Below are 17,035 nucleotides of genomic sequence, written 5' to 3'. Positions count from 1 at the left end.
TCAGAGTATATTCACGCAAAAAGCGATCACATTATACACAGCAATACTAATCAGATGCTATTGCATCTGAAAGAGTTTCTAACGCCTGATCAATGTTTTCGCTATCCAACCAAGTTAAATCATCCCAACTGCGTAACCAGGTGATTTGTCGCTTGGCCAATTGACGGGTTGCGCAGACACCACGGAAAACCGCTTCGTCTAAATCGCAATTCCCATCTAAATAATCCCACATCTGCCTATAACCAACGCATCGGATCGATGGCAGTTCAGGGTGAAGATCGTCTCTGGCATATAGCGCCTTCATCTCATCTTCAAACCCCGCCTCTATCATCTTCTCAAAGCGAAGTTCAATACGGCGATGGAGCTCTTTCCTTTCCTTGGGAGCTATTGCAAATTGTTTTACACGAAATGGCAGGCTATCGCCTTTCGTTTGAGTTAGCTCTGTTAATGTTTTACCCGAAATTCGGTAAACTTCCAATGCCCTTGAAAGCCTTTGTGGATCATTTGGGTGTATTCTTTCAGCGGATACGGGATCTATCTCTCTTAATTGATCATGCAATGCCTGCCAACCCTGTTCAATAGACTCCGCTTCAATCTGCTTACGAATCTCTTGATCCGCGGCCGGTAATGGCGATAAGCCTTCCAACAATGCTTTGTAGTACAGCATTGTGCCACCAACCAGTAACGGAATTTTTCCTTCCGCTACAATCTTATTCATTTCATTGATCGCATCACGACGAAAATCTGCCGCAGAATACGCTTCGCTTGGATCGAGAATATCAATCAAACGATGGGGCGCGAGCGCGAGCTCTCCTGCATCCGGTTTAGCGGTGCCGATATCCATGTCTTTGTAGATCAATGCTGAGTCGACACTGATGATCTCTACTGGGTATTTCTGACGTAAGCGGATAGCTAAATCTGTTTTTCCTGATGCCGTAGGGCCCATTAAAAACAACGCTAAAGGTAATTTTTCAGTCATGATATTTTGTATTTGTTTCTCTGTTAGAGCGCTTTATAAAAAAGGGCTTTGTGTCGCGACGTATTCAGCTAAAAAGACAAATGCCATCGCGAAAAAGTTAAACCGTAAACGCGGCTATGGTCGCTGAAAAGTCGATAGGATTGACAAACTCTGGATCATCTAATGGAAGTAGACCATGCCAAAGCTGTTCAAGTTCCCCAACTAGTTGAACCGCTTCAGATAAAGTGTAGTCGCTTTTTACTTGTGCCGTTTGAATCCCGATCCAGTTGACCAATGATGGCAACATATCGTTAAAAACATTAGCAGCGTTAGAAACATTATCTGCGTTAAAAACAGTAGCAGCGTGATTATCGACAATCTGAGCGTTTAATGAAGCCGCGTAAGATAACAGATATGGGATCAAAATTTGTAAGTTTTGCTGCCTCAAAGGAGAAGGCACGCCCATCACCATTACCGCTTCACTGTTTCGCGCCTTAAGCTCAATCCCCAATAACGCCAGTGTTTGGCTCAACGCCTTAGCAACCTCGACAAGTTCACTACCAAGCTTAATCGATAAAGGCACCAATAACGGTTGGCTTTTTAACGCCCCTTCTCGAGTATCAAGTTGGCCAATCACACGTAGCAATTCCGCTTTGGCTAGAGACACCAATACGCTGCCGTTTTTGTTTCCCATTACCAAATACTGGCGTTCCACTACCGAGACGGCTTTGCCTAAGTCCATCACAGGTGCTCTTGGCTTTGAATGAACAGGATTCTGTTGAGCAGGCTTAGCTTCTATATTTTCTATGTTTTCTCTATTTTCTATGTTTCCTACTGGTGCCACATGCTCTTGAGGAGATGATGGAGCTACAACTTGATCATCAAAATCTGGCGTTTTCAGAAGCTCTTTGTAGGCTTTCACTTCTCGCTTAGAGGGCGCGGGTTCACCATGATGCTGGTGTGGCTCTTTCTCTTTTTTAGGTTCAGGTCGAGACTCGATCCACTCTTGACGAGGAGACCCGGTAAAACTGGTTTCGCGAGGCGACGAGCCTGTGTTAGCTGAACTAATACTAGTAGACGAATCTAAGTTGGTTGAAGAGCCCCTGCTAGACGATGAACCTCGGTTGGCTGTTGAGCTATAGTGTTGCCCACCATCATTAACGCTGTGTTGAGGCTGATCATTCGCTTGTTCAGACTCAGCCTTTCTTGGGTATGAAGGCGTTTGATCAATAGCATGTCGCGCCCTTTCAGATGGAGGGCTTTGATCAGATACTGGGTTTTGATCCGAATAAGCAGGGACAGTGCTTTCTTGCGTTGGGTAACTCGTCGTATCACTAGATTCAGGAATTGCATTATCTTGCTGATAATTCGTTGCTTCTGATTGATGAAACGCAGACTGCTTGATTGGTACCGCATTAATCTGTTTGCTTTGGGCTAGTCCATCACTCAATGCCTGATAAATGAAATCATGCACAAGGCGAGCTTGGTGGAAACGCACTTCATGTTTTGCAGGGTGAACATTCACATCCACCTGATGCGGGTCTAATTCAATAAACAGTACATAAGTTGCGAATTGGTCTGGACGCAGGCTAGTCTCATAGCTTTGACGAATCGCATGATTGATCAGCTTGTCACGCATCATACGACCATTCACATAGCAGTATTGCAGATCGCTTTGTTGTCTTGCTCCTTCTGGCGTGGTGATCCAGCCATGAAGCTTTAGGCCTTGATGCTCAAGTTCGATCTTAAGCATATGACGAACAAAAGGATTGCCACATACCGCAGCGATGCGTTTTTCTGCTTGAACTTGTGTTTTGGCAGCGCGGTACTGACGAATCATTTTGCCGTTATGACGAAGGTTAATCGTCACATCAAAGCGACTCAATGCGATGCGTTTAAGCAGCTCATCGATATGCGTGAATTCGGTTTTCTCGGTGCGTAAGAACTTGCGGCGTGCTGGCGTATTGAAGAACAGGTCCAACACCTCAACCGAAGTACCAATAGGATGTGCTGCAGGCTGCAGCTTCACCTGCATGTCACGGCCTTCACTGTGTGCTGCCCAAGCTTGATCTTGAGTGGCAGGGCGTGAAGTCATGGTTAAGCGCGCAACAGAGCTGATACTCGCGAGCGCCTCACCACGAAAACCAAGGCTGACGATCGCCTCAAGGTCATCAAGGGTATGAATCTTAGAGGTAGCATGACGGCTCAGCGCCAACGCAAGCTCATCTTTAACGATGCCCTTACCGTTGTCACGAACGCGGATCATCTTAGCGCCGCCTTTCTCGATATCAATATCGATACGTGTGGCACCTGAATCCAAACTGTTCTCAACCAACTCTTTCACAACTGAAGCTGGTCTTTCTACCACTTCACCCGCTGCGATTTGGTTAGCTAACCGAGCTGGCAGTATTTTGATCGTCATATTTATAGCCTTACTGCCATTGATGGAAACATGTCTGCGTTAAAAAGCTTACTTGTGCGGAATAATCAACACCTGCCCCACCGCTAGGCTGTCAGATCGTAGCTTATTCGCTTGGCGAATACTGTTAACACTCACGCCGTACTTAGAAGCAATCTTGCCAAGGTAATCACCTCTTGCGACTTTATGTTTACGCAGAGGGACATCTTTCACTTCAACCGTAATACGTAGCTTCTGGCCTACTCTAACGGTTTCAGATTTCAAGCGGTTCTCACGTTTGATATCTGCCACCCGTACTTTGTAACGGCTGGCTATCTTGCCTAGGTACTCTCCAGACTTAACCGTGTGGGTTATGGTCTTGGTTTTCACTGCGCTGCTTGATGATGACCCTGAAGCACTGCTTGGGATCTTAAGCACTTGGCCGATCGCTAGGCTGCTCGATTTCAGATTGTTGAATTTCATCAACGTCTGTGTCGACGTGCCATATTTACTCGCAATCACAGACAGAGACTCACCACGAGACACTTTATGTTGGCTCACGCTACCCGTTGACGACGTTGCATTAGACAAGATAATCCCTTCTGGCGGGTTAGCCTTCAAATACTTAACGACCGCTTTGGTCACTGCTCGTGCCAATTTATCTTGGTGCGAACGTTGGAAGAGCAGCTTCTCTTCGGTCGGATTCGAAATAAAGCCCGTCTCGACCAAGACCGATGGTATCTGTGGTGAACGTAATACCGCCAAACTGGTATTGATTGGTTTACTGTTATGAAGCTTAGCAACCTTACCCATCTCAGACAGAATGGTGGTTGCGAGCTTATAGCCCTCTTTCTGTGAGTGGCTGAACTGCAAATCAAGCAGAGTTTGGTTTACGTTCTTATCATCAATATTGCCAGTGAAAGCCGCACCGCTACCACCGAGTAATTCAGACTGCTTCTCTTTGTTCTCGATCCATCGAGAGATCTCAGTATTTGCGCGTCGAGTATTCAACACAAACACCGAACCACCTCTTGGTTGAGGGGTCGTAAAAGCATCCGCGTGAATAGAGATAAACAGATGAGCTTCGTTTTCACGAGCAATCGCGACACGTCGGTTAAGGTTTACAAAGTAGTCGGCGTTACGGGTCATACGAGTTTTGATCCCAGGAACCGCATTCAACTGTGCAGCAAGCTTACGAGAAATACTCAGAGTCGCATTCTTTTCATACTTACGACTTGGACCAATAGAGCCTGGATCCTCACCACCGTGACCAGGGTCAATCACGATCAGAATGTCTTTCTGACGTTTAACCTGATTAATATTTTTGCTCACCGTTGGTTTACTCGGCTTCGACGTCGTAGTCCCCTTGCTTGCCGCACCATGAGGTAGATCGATCACCAGACGATGTCCGTACTGACCACCAGGAGTCGGGCTGAGTTTAAACAACTCCGCTGTAGAGGACTTCTTCAACTCAAAAACCAAGCGATAGGTGTTTTTGTCTGGCGGAGAACTCTTACGAATCTTAGATAGAACGGGGCTATCTTTCACCACGACCGGTAACTTAGTTGCAAGGTTAGTATGTTTTAAATCGACTACTAAACGACTCGGGCTACTCAAGGTGAAATAGCTAAAGTCCGCTTCTGATTTTAAGTCAATAACCACACGAGTTTCTTCTGGGGAAGGCCAAACCCTTAAACTTTTCAGTGAGTTTGCAGAAACAAGTGAAGAAAACAGTATAGAAAAAACAGCAGCCATCATGGCTACTGCTGAAATAAGGCGTCTAGAAATCAACATAACTCCAACTGACTAAGTAAGCGCTGTCCGTATTCACTATTAGCGGTTAAAGAAACAATACGGTGGTCGTCTTGGTAACGAATATCAATGTCCAAATCGGCTTCTGGTAGCATCCCATAGCCTTTCTCAGGCCATTCAACCAAACAGATAGCATCTGGTGTGAAGTAATCACGAATCCCCATGAACTCTAATTCTTCAGGATCGGCTAAGCGATAAAGATCGAAGTGATATACCTGCCAATCGGCAAGTTGATAAGGTTCAACTAGAGTATACGTTGGGCTCTTTACATTTCCTTGATGACCAAGTGCTTTTACAAAGCCACGACTGAAGGTCGTTTTACCTGCGCCAAGATCACCATGCAGATAAATAGTCGTCTGCTGTGAGCAAAGATTAGAAAGCTCCGTCCCTAATTGAATCGTTGCTTGTTCATCTTTCAAAGTAAATTGTTTCGTGCTCATGAATACGTTCTCTAAAAATCGATCGTTGACTATATAAAAATCAAAAGAACAAGAATAGTAAACCGTGATGCTTTTAGTAGACAAGCACTCAAGTGTAAGTTCTATGAAAAATACTGATCAAAACACGTCAGTTCTGGTCAATATCACTAAGATCCGTTAAGATCCGCCCCCATTTTTGCCGAACCTAGTTTTAATTAGCCTTATCTCTAATTGTAAAACAGAGAAAATAAGAATTAAGAATGAAGCCATGAATCTAGACCATCTTGCTGAAAAAATTAAAATCTGGGGAAAAGAGCTAGGCTTTCAAAAAGTTGGCATCTGCGATGTTGATTTAAGTGAACACGAAGCCCCTCTTCAAGCATGGCTAGATGTTGGCAACCACGGCGAAATGGATTGGATGGCTCGACATGGAATGATGCGTGCACGTCCTGATGAACTTCATCCAGGCACCATTCGAGTGATCAGCGCCCGAATGAACTACCTGCCACCAGAAGCTCAATTTGCTTCTAACCTAAGCGATACCACTCAAGGCTATATCAGCCGTTATTCCTTAGGCCGCGATTATCACAAATTGTTCCGTAACCAGTTGAAAAAGCTGGGACAAAGAATTGAGAAAGAAGTCGAAGGTTTAGACTCGCGTCCTTTCGTGGATTCAGCGCCTATTTTAGAAAGACCGCTCGCTCAAAAAGCGGGGTTGGGTTGGACAGGTAAACACTCGTTAATTCTCGATAAAGACGCGGGGTCTTGGTTCTTCCTAGGAGAACTGCTCGTTAACATCCCTCTCCCAGTAGATACGCCAAGTATCGATGAGTGCGGGAAATGTACCGCATGTATCACCTCTTGCCCAACGGGTGCCATTATCGCCGACGGCGTAGTCGATGCTCGAAAATGTATTTCGTACCTAACCATTGAATACGATGGTGTGATCCCGGAAGAATTTAGAGACGCAATTGGTAACCGTATTTATGGTTGTGATGACTGCCAGTTAGTTTGCCCATGGAATCGCCATGCCGAACTCACAGAGCAAAAAGACTTTCATCGTAGAGAAGATTTCCAAGAAGCCGATCTGGTTTCACTTTCAAGTTGGGACGAAGCAACCTTCCTAAAGAAAATGGAAGGCTCAGCAATAAGACGTATCGGCCACACCCAGTGGTTGCGCAATATCTTTGTTGCGATGGGCAATGCGCCATTTCAACAACGCATTGTTGAAACACTAGAATCTCATCAAGGCAAAAATGAAATGCTAGATGTGCATATTGAGTGGGCTTTGAATAAACAACTACAACAGTTGCCGAATGCCAATAGCATCCAAGAAGGCAAGAATAAAGTCTCCACCAAAAAGCACCGACTGATACGTATTGTTGAGAAAGGCCTACCAAGAGACGCCTAGCCCTTTAGCAGCAACGATTAGCTCGTTAACCTACCTAAATAGTCCAATATTTAAGACAACCCGTTGCACATAATTTTAGAACAATGTTTGACCTTGTTCTCAATTTTAGCAATGTGGAAAAAATTCAGAACTCTCGTAAACTTCCGACACTCTCACAAAGTTAAACACAGTACCGATAAATGATTAAGATCAAAAAACAACAAGTTAACGATCTTTTATCAAATTCAAGATAAACACTCAAACTGATAAAAAACAACAAGTTACGATCGCCACAATTCAGCTAATATATTGAAAACAAGAAAGATCTTTTGGGGATATGTAAAGAATTAAGTCTGAAATAACTTTATCAACCAAGTTATCCACACCTAACATTTTGTGGATAAGTCTGTTTATAGATGTGAAAAACCTCAAGTATCTGCTTCAGAGACCTGATGTTTACTAGCATTCCAGTTGCTAAGAAAAATTTAAGACAAAAAAATATCCACCATGATGGAGGATTATTTGCTTTTTGGGGGGATTATGCTTCGCAGCATTAAAGAAAGAGCGTGACCTTTAAGGTCGTCTTTAAACTCTGTGATCTAAAGAAAAACACGGTGGCTTAAAGAGTCTTAATAGCTTTTTAGAAGAAAGCTGGAGCGATACATCGGGTTCGAACCGATGACCTCAACCTTGGCAAGGTTGCGCTCTACCAACTGAGCTAGTATCGCATTAGTTAACCGTTAATTCTGTCTGCTAAGAAGCTAAGAGCTTACTGTAAAGCAGTGACTAACGTGTAACTGTAATGTGGTTGCGGGAGCCGGATTTGAACCGACGACCTTCGGGTTATGAGCCCGACGAGCTACCAAACTGCTCCATCCCGCGTCCGGATGCATTATTTGAGTTAATGACTCTATATTTCCAACATCAATCCTAAGAAAGAATTTGGAGCGATACATCGGGTTCGAACCGATGACCTCAACCTTGGCAAGGTTGCGCTCTACCAACTGAGCTAGTATCGCATAAGCTAACCGTTCATCTTTTCTGCTAAGAAGCTAAGCGCTTACTGAAAGGCAGTGATCAACGTTTAACTGTAATGTGGTTGCGGGAGCCGGATTTGAACCGACGACCTTCGGGTTATGAGCCCGACGAGCTACCAAACTGCTCCATCCCGCGTCCGGATGTTTCTCTTTTCGCATCATTACCGTTTAAGACAATGAGACTAAACCATTTTCATTCTGAGTACTTTCTCTAGGAGATGACTTCTAAGAACTGAATTTGGAGCGATACATCGGGTTCGAACCGATGACCTCAACCTTGGCAAGGTTGCGCTCTACCAACTGAGCTAGTATCGCATAAGCTAACCGTTCATCTTTTCTGCTAATAAGCTAAGTTCTTACTGCAAGAAAGTAATCAACGTTCAACTGTAATGTGGTTGCGGGAGCCGGATTTGAACCGACGACCTTCGGGTTATGAGCCCGACGAGCTACCAAACTGCTCCATCCCGCGTCCGGATGCATTATTTAAGTTAATGACTCTGTTCTCTAAAAAGAGAGAATTTGGAGCGATACATCGGGTTCGAACCGATGACCTCAACCTTGGCAAGGTTGCGCTCTACCAACTGAGCTAGTATCGCATAAGCTAACCGTTCATCTTCTCTGCTAAGAAGCTAAGTTCTTACTGCAAGAAAGTAATCAACGTTCAACTGTAATGTGGTTGCGGGAGCCGGATTTGAACCGACGACCTTCGGGTTATGAGCCCGACGAGCTACCAAACTGCTCCATCCCGCGTCCGGATGCATTATTTGAGTTAATGACTCTATATTCCCAACATCATTCCTAAGAAAGAAATTGGAGCGATACATCGGGTTCGAACCGATGACCTCAACCTTGGCAAGGTTGCGCTCTACCAGCTGAGCTAGTATCGCTTAGTTAACCGTTAAACTTGTCTGCTAGAAACTAAGTTCTTACTGCAAAGAAGCTATCAACGTTTAGCTGTAATGTGGTTGCGGGAGCCGGATTTGAACCGACGACCTTCGGGTTATGAGCCCGACGAGCTACCAAACTGCTCCATCCCGCGTCCGGATGCATTGTTTAAGTCAATGAGTCTATTTCCCAACATCAATCCTAAGAAAGAAATTGGAGCGATACATCGGGTTCGAACCGATGACCTCAACCTTGGCAAGGTTGCGCTCTACCAGCTGAGCTAGTATCGCTTAGTTAACCGTTAAACTTGTCTGCTAGAAACTAAGTTCTTACTGCAAAGAAGCTATCAACGTTTAGCTATAATGTGGTTGCGGGAGCCGGATTTGAACCGACGACCTTCGGGTTATGAGCCCGACGAGCTACCAAACTGCTCCATCCCGCGTCCGGATGTTTCTCTTTTCGCATCATTACCGTTTAAGGACAATGAGACTAAACCATTTTCATTCTGAGTACTTTCTCTAGGAGATGACTTCTAAGAACTGAATTTGGAGCGATACATCGGGTTCGAACCGATGACCTCAACCTTGGCAAGGTTGCGCTCTACCAACTGAGCTAGTATCGCATAAGCTAACCGTTAATCCTGTCTGCTAAGAAGCTAAGTTCTACTGCAAGGCAGTGTTCAACGTGTAACTGTAATGTGGTTGCGGGAGCCGGATTTGAACCGACGACCTTCGGGTTATGAGCCCGACGAGCTACCAAACTGCTCCATCCCGCGTCCGGATGCATTATTTGAGTTAATGACTCTATATTTCCAACATCAATCCTAAGAAAGAAATTGGAGCGATACATCGGGTTCGAACCGATGACCTCAACCTTGGCAAGGTTGCGCTCTACCAACTGAGCTAGTATCGCATTAGTTAACCGTTAATCCTGCCTGCTAAGAAGCTAAGTTCTACTGCAAGGCAGTGTTCAACGTGTAACTGTAATGTGGTTGCGGGAGCCGGATTTGAACCGACGACCTTCGGGTTATGAGCCCGACGAGCTACCAAACTGCTCCATCCCGCGTCCGGATGCATTATTTGAGTTAATGACTCTATATTTCCAACATCAATCCTAAGAAAGAATTTGGAGCGATACATCGGGTTCGAACCGATGACCTCAACCTTGGCAAGGTTGCGCTCTACCAACTGAGCTAGTATCGCAATCTGAAACGTCTTTCGTCGTTCAGGGCTGCGAATTATAAGAGCATTTTTTTGTGATGCAAGTCCTTAATGCAAAATTACGAAAGTTTTTACTCAACTGCTGTAAAAGCACGCAGATTTGCAAAAAAATCAGCTCTTATGTCCCTGAAAAGTTAGATAAACGTGATCATTTGATCTGATTAGATGTTAATAATCGTTTTTCGGTAGTACTGCAGTTCAGCGATCGACTCACGAATATCATCCAATGCAAGGTGACTTCCCGACTTTGAAAAACCATCGAGAACTTCGGGTTTCCAACGACGAGTCAGCTCTTTCAGGGTACTTACATCGACATAACGGTAATGGAAGTACTCTTCCAGCTCTGGCATGTGTTTGTATAAGAAACGGCGATCTTGGCCAATGCTGTTACCACAAATCGGTGATTTACCTTTTGGTACCCACTTCTCAAGAAACTGAATCGTTTGTTGAATAGCCTCTTGCTCTGAAACCGTGCTTTCTTGAATTCGTTTCACTAGGCCGCTACCGGTGTGGGTGGTTGTACACCACTCGTCCATCTTGTCCAATTCACTCTGAGGTTGGTGAATAGCCAAAACAGGTCCTTCAGCCAGGATGTTAAGCTCACTATCAGTAACGATAGTAGCAATTTCAATGATTTTATGAGTTTCAGGATCAAGTCCTGTCATCTCTAGATCAACCCAAATAAGGTTCTGATCGCTAAAGGACATAAGGCGTCGCCTATTTGTTTATGTATAAAAGAGGTACTATACCCAAATAACTATACTCAAACTAGCTTTAGGGCCATCGAAATCAATGGTACCAACAACATTCCGTTTGAGTCCTCAATCATCAAGTTAGATGTGTTAAGTGAAAAATTGTGGCTAAAAAAAAGAAGTTAACCAAAGGTCAAGTGCGTCGTGTACGTAGCAACCAGAACAAGCGACTCAAGAAAGAAGATTCTATCCAGTGGGATGAGAACATGCTTGGCGGAACAAAAAGCGGACTCGTAATTACGCGCTTTGGCCAACATGCCGATATCGAAGATCTTGAAACCAACGAAGTTCACCGTTGTAACTTACGCCGCAGTATTGAAACGTTAGTTTCTGGAGACAAAGTCATTTGGCGCGCAGGACTTGAATCAATGGCCGGCATCTCTGGTGTTGTAGAAGCCGTTGAGCCAAGAACGTCAATGCTAACTCGCCCTGATTACTACGACGGCCTAAAACCGGTTGCTGCTAACGTTGACCAAATGGTTATCGTTTCAGCTGTACTGCCAGAGCTATCACTTAATATCATCGACCGTTACTTGATCGCCTCTGAAACGGTGAATATTGCCCCGTTAGTTGTGCTCAATAAAGTCGACTTGCTGACAGAACAACAAATTAGCGAATACCGCGAAACGCTGAAAATATACGAGAAAATCGGCTATAAAGTCATGTTCGTCAGTAAAGAGTCGGGTTACGGCATCAAAGAGTTGGAAGCCGAACTGAAAGATCGTATCAACATTTTCGTTGGTCAATCTGGCGTAGGTAAATCCAGCGTAGTGAATGCACTCATGCCAACATTAGACATTGAAGAAGGCGCGGTTTCTGAAAACTCAGGACTGGGTCAACACACTACGACTGCAGCGCGTTTGTATCACTTCCCTTCTGGTGGTGATCTTATCGATTCCCCAGGGGTACGTGAATTCGGCCTATGGCATTTAGAACCCGATGAAGTCACTGATGCTTTCATTGAATTCAAACCATACCTAGGTGGTTGTAAATTCCGTGACTGTAAACACAATGACGATCCTGGATGCCTGCTACGTGAAGCCGTTGAAGACGGTAAAATTAGCCGCTTACGTTTTGCTAGCTACCATCGCATTATTGAAACAATGGCTGACAACAAAGATAACCGTCAGTACTCACGAAGCAAGAAAGCCGACCTCTAATCGCGTTTTTGTGAACAAATGTGTGCATTTACTGACAATTGGCGCGAATTTAAGTAACATCTCGCGCCCTAAACCGTCATCGACAGATTTAATTGAAAAACAATTAGCATTGGAAAATTAATACAATGGATAAGATTAAAGTTGGATTGCAGTACTGGATCCCACAGCATGGGCTAACTCGCCTAGTCGGTAAACTGGCATCTGCTAAAGCGGGTGGCTTAACGACAGCGATCATCAACTGGTTCATCAAGCAATACAAAGTAAACATGGATGAAGCTCTGCATAGCGATCCAAAACACTTTAAAACATTCAATGAATTCTTCGTACGTGAATTGAAAGAAGGCATGCGCCCTGTCGCTGAAGGCGAATCCGTGATTGTTCACCCCGCTGATGCTCGCGTAAGTCAGTTTGGCCCAATTACTGACGGTCAACTGATTCAAGCTAAAAACCATAACTACTCAGCTCGTGAGCTATTGGGTGGTGATGCTGCTCTAGCGGATGAATTTAAAGACGGCGAATTCGCAACGCTTTACTTGTCGCCAAGTGATTACCATCGCGTGCACATGCCATGTGACGGCACACTGCGTCAGATGATCTACGTTCCGGGTGACCTTTTCTCAGTTAACCCGTTAACGGCAGAGAACGTTCCAAACCTATTCGCACGTAACGAGCGTGTGGTTTGTATCTTTGATACTGAGTTTGGCCCAATGGCACAAGTGCTGGTTGGCGCAACTATCGTTGGCAGCATCGAGCAAGTATGGGCTGGTACCATTACTCCACCTCGCGGTAACTCAGTTTACAAATGGGATTACCCTGCACAAGGTGATACAGCCGTCGTCTTGAAGAAAGGCGAAGAGATGGGCCGCTTTAAGCTTGGTTCAACGGTTATCAACCTGTTCGCTAAAGACGCAATCAAGTTTGACGAAACGATGCAAAATGGCGAGAAAACCGTTCTAGGCACCCCTTTCGCGCATATCGCGGGCAAAGACGCTGAGACTGAAGCTGTTGATTCAACAGAGAACACAGACCAAGTCTAACTCTCTGAGTTAACTTAGTAAGCTTTAAGGGCGCGTTAGTTTTCTATTTTTAGAGAATAACGCGCCTTTTTCTTATCTAGTTCGAGACATTTCCCTTCAAGGTTTCAACCAATCTAACTACCGATAACCTTATTCTCAACGAGCAGTACGTCGAATTGCTCATAAAAAGATTGACCAAAAACAAAACAACTGTCGAAACCTTAAACAACTTTCCGATTTTACAACCCGTCTCCAAGTACCAAAAATCCAGATAACTTACTCTATTTGAAGATATTTTATTCATAGGGTCTTTGTACATGCCTAAACTCAATGTTGGCGTTCTGGCCAAGCTGTTGATTTGTTTTGCGATTCCCTTGGGCGTGTTATTCATGCCGATAGATTCAATACCAATCGATGATCTCACGCTGATTCAACACCGCTTGTTGGCAATATTCTTGTTGGCCGCTCTACTGTGGGTGCTTGAACCCGTTCCGGTATTCGCCACTTCCATTTTGATCATTGCGCTTGAACTGGTGATGATTTCCGACAAAGGCTTACACCTATTTAGAAATCCACCAGCGGGACACGATCTCGGTGATTTAATCAAATATACCGACATATTCGGTGCATTTTCGTCACCAATCATCATCCTCTTCATGGGTGGTTTTGCGCTCGCGATATCGGCATCTAAGTACGAACTCGACAACAACTTAGCCCGAGTATTGCTCAAACCATTTGGTACAGAACCGCGCTTCATTATGCTCGGCTTAATGCTGATCACCGCCGTGTTCTCAATGTTCATGTCAAATACCGCAACAACGGTAATGATGCTCGCACTGCTAGGTCCAATCGTGGCGTCAGCACCAAAAGGCGACATGGGGATCAAGGCGTTGGTGTTGTGTATTCCAATTGCTGCTAACACTGGTGGTATCGCGACACCCATAGGTACACCACCCAACGCCATCGCACTTCAATACCTGACGGGTGAGAACAGTATCGACTTCCTTAGCTGGATGATGATGGGCTTGCCCTTCGTAATCATTCAACTGACCATCGCTTGGTTCCTTCTACAGAAATTTTTCCCGTCCAAGGAAAGAAACATGGTGCTCAAGCTTGATGGCCAATTTAGAAAAAGCTGGCGTGCGATTGTGGTTTACGTCACCTTCGCCGCCACCATCCTATTGTGGATGACCACCAAACTGCATGGTATGAACACCTATGTGGTGTCTATCATTCCACTGGCTGTCTTTACCCTAACGGGCATCATGGGCAAAGAAGAACTTAAGCTGATTAACTGGGATGTATTGTGGCTAGTAGCAGGTGGTATTGCGATTGGTATAGGACTAGATAAAACAGGCTTAGCCGTGGCACTCGCACACGCGATTGATTATGAGTCGCTCTCACCAACGGCGGTAGTGCTAACGTTATCAATCGTATGTTGGTTAATGGCGAACTTCATGTCGAACACCGCGACTGCCAACTTGTTGATGCCGATCGCCGCTGCGATTGGCGCATCCATGGAAAGCTTGGTTGCGATAGGAGGCCTGCAAGGCTTGTTAGTTGTCGTCGCCTTCTCTGCATCGCTAGGTATGATTTTACCCGTATCGACACCACCAAACTCGTTGGCCTACTCGACCGGGCTTATCGAAAGTAAAGACATGGCGAAGATGGGTATCATCTTAGGGATCGTCGGCTTGCTGATGGTCTACCTCGCGTTGTTCATCATCACCTAATAGACGTTCAACGATCACTTTTATTCCGACTAAGGTGCTAAATGTAAATTTAGCGCCTATTAGCGCTATCTCACGCACAATGACCACAACAAGTGATTGATTTTTAAATTAATAAACAACTGTCACTTTACTTCACTGTTTTACAAAAATCAGAGTAAATATATTTAGAATTTATGATTTTAAACACATTCATTCTGCCTAAGACAACGACAATATACCCCTATAAGAAACACATCACTTCAATATCAAGTACGTCACCGTAGTTAGGTTTTTGTCTAATAAAGAGGAATGGACCTTGAGACATACTATTAAGTTTAAAATTCAGATCGCGATTGCGGTCATTATCGCCGTCGTGAGTGGCGCTCAAGCTTGGATATCAGTTAATCAGCTGACTCAAGAGACTGAAGTCGCGATCAACCAAGAAATGAAAAATGTCAGTGTTGGCACCACCAATTACATTGCCGATTGGCTCTCAATCCGCAGTGATATGATGCTTGCCAATGAATCGACCATTTCAAGCAATAGCAACTCTGATCGCGAGTTATTGATCACCAAGCAAGCCGCACAATTCTTGTCTGTTTATGCTGGGTTCAGCGATGGCACTATCGCCTATGGCGACAAAGGTGAAGATTGGCCAACAGGCTACGACCCGCGCACTCGCCCTTGGTATAAAGATGCAAACGCAACATCAGACCTCATCATTACCGAACCTTATCAGGACTTTGACGGCAGCATTGTCATCAGCTTTGCGAAAGCATTCAGTGGTGATAGACAAGGTGTTCTCGCGGCCGATCTAACCGTAACCAGCATTATTGATACCGTGCTCAATGTAAAACTGGAGAACGATGGTTTTGCGTTTTTAGTCGACGGCAATAACAACATTGTGGCCTACAGTGATGAAGAACTGAGTCAGAAACCACTGACCAGTTTGAATCCAGAACTAACAACCAGCAAGGTGTCACAACTGCTCCAAGACCAAATGATCACCACTCTCACTTGGCCTGGTCAAGGCGATAAGCTAGTCTATATTGCCAATGTCCCGAACACCGATTGGTCGTTAGGTATCGTTATCGATAAAGACATGGCGTTTTCTGCAGTATCCGATGCCATTCAATTCATCACTCTGACCTCTTTGATTTTGTACATCATCATTTCAATAGCGAGTACCGTGGTTATCAACCGCCTACTTTCTCCATTACAAACACTGTCTACAGCGCTGACTCAGCTCGCTCAAGGCAGAGGCGACCTCACCCAACGCATTGATATCACACGTATGGATGAGATTGGTAAACTTGCCGAGCTTGTGAACCAGTTCTTAAGCCAAATGCAAAGCATGTTGAAGGGCGTGATAGAGCACAGCCACGATCTCAACAACCATGCAGAGAAAGCCAATCAACTGGCGACCCAATCTTCGATTAGCGTTGAGAATCAACAAAACGATATCAACCAAATTGCGACCGCGATTCATGAAATGTCGGCTACCGCAGCCGAAGTGGCTAGCCATGCCGAATTAACTGCATCCGCTTCTCAGGCATCCGCTACCGCTTGTAATGAAGGCCAAGAGGTAATCCAACAAAACCGCGATGCGATTACTGGCCTTGCGACTCAAGTTGAAGACGCCGCCAATGTTATTCGTGAATTAGAGAGCAATGCGCAAAGCATCAATCAGATCCTATCCACCATTCAAGGCATTGCCGAGCAAACCAATCTGTTGGCATTGAATGCAGCGATTGAAGCCGCTCGTGCGGGTGAACAAGGTCGTGGGTTTGCGGTTGTGGCCGATGAAGTGCGCGTGTTAAGTCAGAGAACGCATGGATCGACCGAAGAAATCCGCGTGATGATTGATACGCTGCAAAAGAATACTGAACATGCCGTTGAAAGCATGACCACCAGCACTCAACTGGCAGAGAACAGTGTTGGCTTCGCAGAACAAGCCCATGGCAGCCTGACTAAAATCACGCAAGCGATCACGGAAATCAACGACATGGCGCTGCAAATCGCCAGTGCTGCAGAAGAGCAACGCGCGGTCAGCGAGGACATCAGCCGTAATACACAAGGAATCAAAGATGCCTCTGACGATCTAGCACAACAAGCGGAAAGCAGCCGCAATAGCTCAAATGAAATGAGCAGCGCTGCAGAGTCAATGCGCCAAGACGTAGAGCGCTTTAAGGTATAGCGCTTTGAGGTATAGCGCTTTGAGGTATAGCGCGCCTCAAGCAAAGTAAGTTGAACCACACCAGCAAGCGACAGCTGAC

General features: G+C 45.1%; 10 protein-coding genes and 17 tRNA genes. 5 read left to right on the top strand and 22 right to left on the bottom strand.

Annotated features, from left to right (window positions below; all coding sequences use genetic code 11):
• Window positions 1–46 precede the first annotated feature (46 nt).
• From miaA to tsaE, 4 genes are all read right to left on the bottom strand, one after another.
• Window positions 47–979: a tRNA (adenosine(37)-N6)-dimethylallyltransferase MiaA gene (gene miaA, locus AC3CH4_RS01270; protein WP_054548395.1), complete on the bottom strand. Its 933-nt coding sequence runs from the start codon at window positions 977–979 to the stop codon at window positions 47–49.
• A gap of 97 nt (window positions 980–1,076) precedes the next feature.
• The gene (mutL, locus tag AC3CH4_RS01265; protein WP_488543194.1) at window positions 1,077–3,380 is read right to left on the bottom strand and encodes a DNA mismatch repair endonuclease MutL; all 2,304 of its coding nucleotides are present in this window, start codon (window positions 3,378–3,380) and stop codon (window positions 1,077–1,079) included.
• A 48-nt stretch (window positions 3,381–3,428) separates the two neighbouring features.
• Entirely contained in the window at window positions 3,429–5,150 is a 1,722-nt protein-coding gene (locus AC3CH4_RS01260) for an N-acetylmuramoyl-L-alanine amidase (protein ID WP_017078233.1), read from the bottom strand.
• Complete coding sequence (gene tsaE / locus AC3CH4_RS01255) at window positions 5,144–5,608, bottom strand: tRNA (adenosine(37)-N6)-threonylcarbamoyltransferase complex ATPase subunit type 1 TsaE (protein ID WP_004735870.1); 465 nt, start codon at window positions 5,606–5,608, stop codon at window positions 5,144–5,146. The genes AC3CH4_RS01260 and tsaE overlap by 7 nt, the downstream gene beginning before the upstream one ends.
• A 247-nt stretch (window positions 5,609–5,855) precedes the next feature.
• Here tsaE and queG point away from each other — a divergent pair, with 247 nt between their 5' ends.
• Window positions 5,856–6,998, top strand: coding sequence for a tRNA epoxyqueuosine(34) reductase QueG (queG, locus tag AC3CH4_RS01250; RefSeq protein WP_488543193.1), 1,143 nt, complete (start codon window positions 5,856–5,858; stop codon window positions 6,996–6,998).
• A 631-nt stretch (window positions 6,999–7,629) separates the two neighbouring features.
• On the opposite strand, the gene AC3CH4_RS01245 is transcribed toward queG, so the two are convergent.
• From AC3CH4_RS01245 to orn, 18 genes are all read right to left on the bottom strand, one after another.
• Window positions 7,630–7,705 (bottom strand) — tRNA-Gly (locus tag AC3CH4_RS01245).
• A gap of 77 nt (window positions 7,706–7,782) precedes the next feature.
• Window positions 7,783–7,859: transfer RNA gene (locus tag AC3CH4_RS01240), tRNA-Met, on the bottom strand.
• A 61-nt stretch (window positions 7,860–7,920) separates the two neighbouring features.
• Window positions 7,921–7,996: transfer RNA gene (locus AC3CH4_RS01235), tRNA-Gly, on the bottom strand.
• Between the two features lie 77 nt (window positions 7,997–8,073).
• Window positions 8,074–8,150 (bottom strand) — tRNA-Met (locus tag AC3CH4_RS01230).
• A gap of 103 nt (window positions 8,151–8,253) precedes the next feature.
• Window positions 8,254–8,329, bottom strand: a tRNA-Gly gene (locus tag AC3CH4_RS01225).
• Window positions 8,330–8,406: 77 nt separating this feature from the next.
• Window positions 8,407–8,483 (bottom strand) — tRNA-Met (locus tag AC3CH4_RS01220).
• 51 nt (window positions 8,484–8,534) lie between these two features.
• Window positions 8,535–8,610, bottom strand: a tRNA-Gly gene (locus tag AC3CH4_RS01215).
• A gap of 77 nt (window positions 8,611–8,687) precedes the next feature.
• Window positions 8,688–8,764 (bottom strand) — tRNA-Met (locus AC3CH4_RS01210).
• 61 nt (window positions 8,765–8,825) lie between these two features.
• Window positions 8,826–8,901: transfer RNA gene (locus AC3CH4_RS01205), tRNA-Gly, on the bottom strand.
• A 75-nt stretch (window positions 8,902–8,976) separates the two neighbouring features.
• Window positions 8,977–9,053 (bottom strand) — tRNA-Met (locus AC3CH4_RS01200).
• A gap of 60 nt (window positions 9,054–9,113) precedes the next feature.
• Window positions 9,114–9,189 (bottom strand) — tRNA-Gly (locus AC3CH4_RS01195).
• Between the two features lie 75 nt (window positions 9,190–9,264).
• Window positions 9,265–9,341, bottom strand: a tRNA-Met gene (locus AC3CH4_RS01190).
• Window positions 9,342–9,445: 104 nt separating this feature from the next.
• A tRNA-Gly gene (locus AC3CH4_RS01185) sits at window positions 9,446–9,521 on the bottom strand.
• 76 nt (window positions 9,522–9,597) lie between these two features.
• Window positions 9,598–9,674 (bottom strand) — tRNA-Met (locus AC3CH4_RS01180).
• A gap of 61 nt (window positions 9,675–9,735) precedes the next feature.
• Window positions 9,736–9,811 (bottom strand) — tRNA-Gly (locus tag AC3CH4_RS01175).
• Window positions 9,812–9,887: 76 nt separating this feature from the next.
• Window positions 9,888–9,964, bottom strand: a tRNA-Met gene (locus tag AC3CH4_RS01170).
• Window positions 9,965–10,025: 61 nt separating this feature from the next.
• Window positions 10,026–10,101, bottom strand: a tRNA-Gly gene (locus tag AC3CH4_RS01165).
• Window positions 10,102–10,280: 179 nt separating this feature from the next.
• Window positions 10,281–10,826, bottom strand: a complete 546-nt coding sequence (orn, locus tag AC3CH4_RS01160; protein ID WP_065682092.1) for an oligoribonuclease — start codon at window positions 10,824–10,826, stop codon at window positions 10,281–10,283.
• 149 nt (window positions 10,827–10,975) lie between these two features.
• On the opposite strand from orn, the gene rsgA reads away from it, so the two are divergent.
• The 4 genes from rsgA to AC3CH4_RS01140 all read left to right on the top strand — a co-directional run bounded on the left by rsgA (window position 10,976) and on the right by AC3CH4_RS01140 (window position 16,956).
• On the top strand, window positions 10,976–12,031 hold the full coding sequence (gene rsgA, locus AC3CH4_RS01155) for a small ribosomal subunit biogenesis GTPase RsgA (protein ID WP_004733350.1): 1,056 nt from the start codon (window positions 10,976–10,978) through the stop codon (window positions 12,029–12,031).
• A gap of 125 nt (window positions 12,032–12,156) precedes the next feature.
• Entirely contained in the window at window positions 12,157–13,068 is a 912-nt protein-coding gene (gene asd, locus AC3CH4_RS01150; protein ID WP_065207274.1) for an archaetidylserine decarboxylase, read from the top strand.
• 296 nt (window positions 13,069–13,364) lie between these two features.
• Entirely contained in the window at window positions 13,365–14,780 is a 1,416-nt protein-coding gene (locus AC3CH4_RS01145) for an SLC13 family permease (protein WP_065207275.1), read from the top strand.
• Between the two features lie 295 nt (window positions 14,781–15,075).
• Entirely contained in the window at window positions 15,076–16,956 is a 1,881-nt protein-coding gene (locus AC3CH4_RS01140) for a methyl-accepting chemotaxis protein (RefSeq protein ID WP_488543192.1), read from the top strand.
• Window positions 16,957–17,035: the final 79 nt, after the last annotated feature.

This window comes from Vibrio sp. QJM3NY_26 (genome assembly GCF_057786005.1).
Note: the sequence above shows the minus strand (reverse complement) of the source record. Positions and strands in the feature narration are given on the sequence as shown.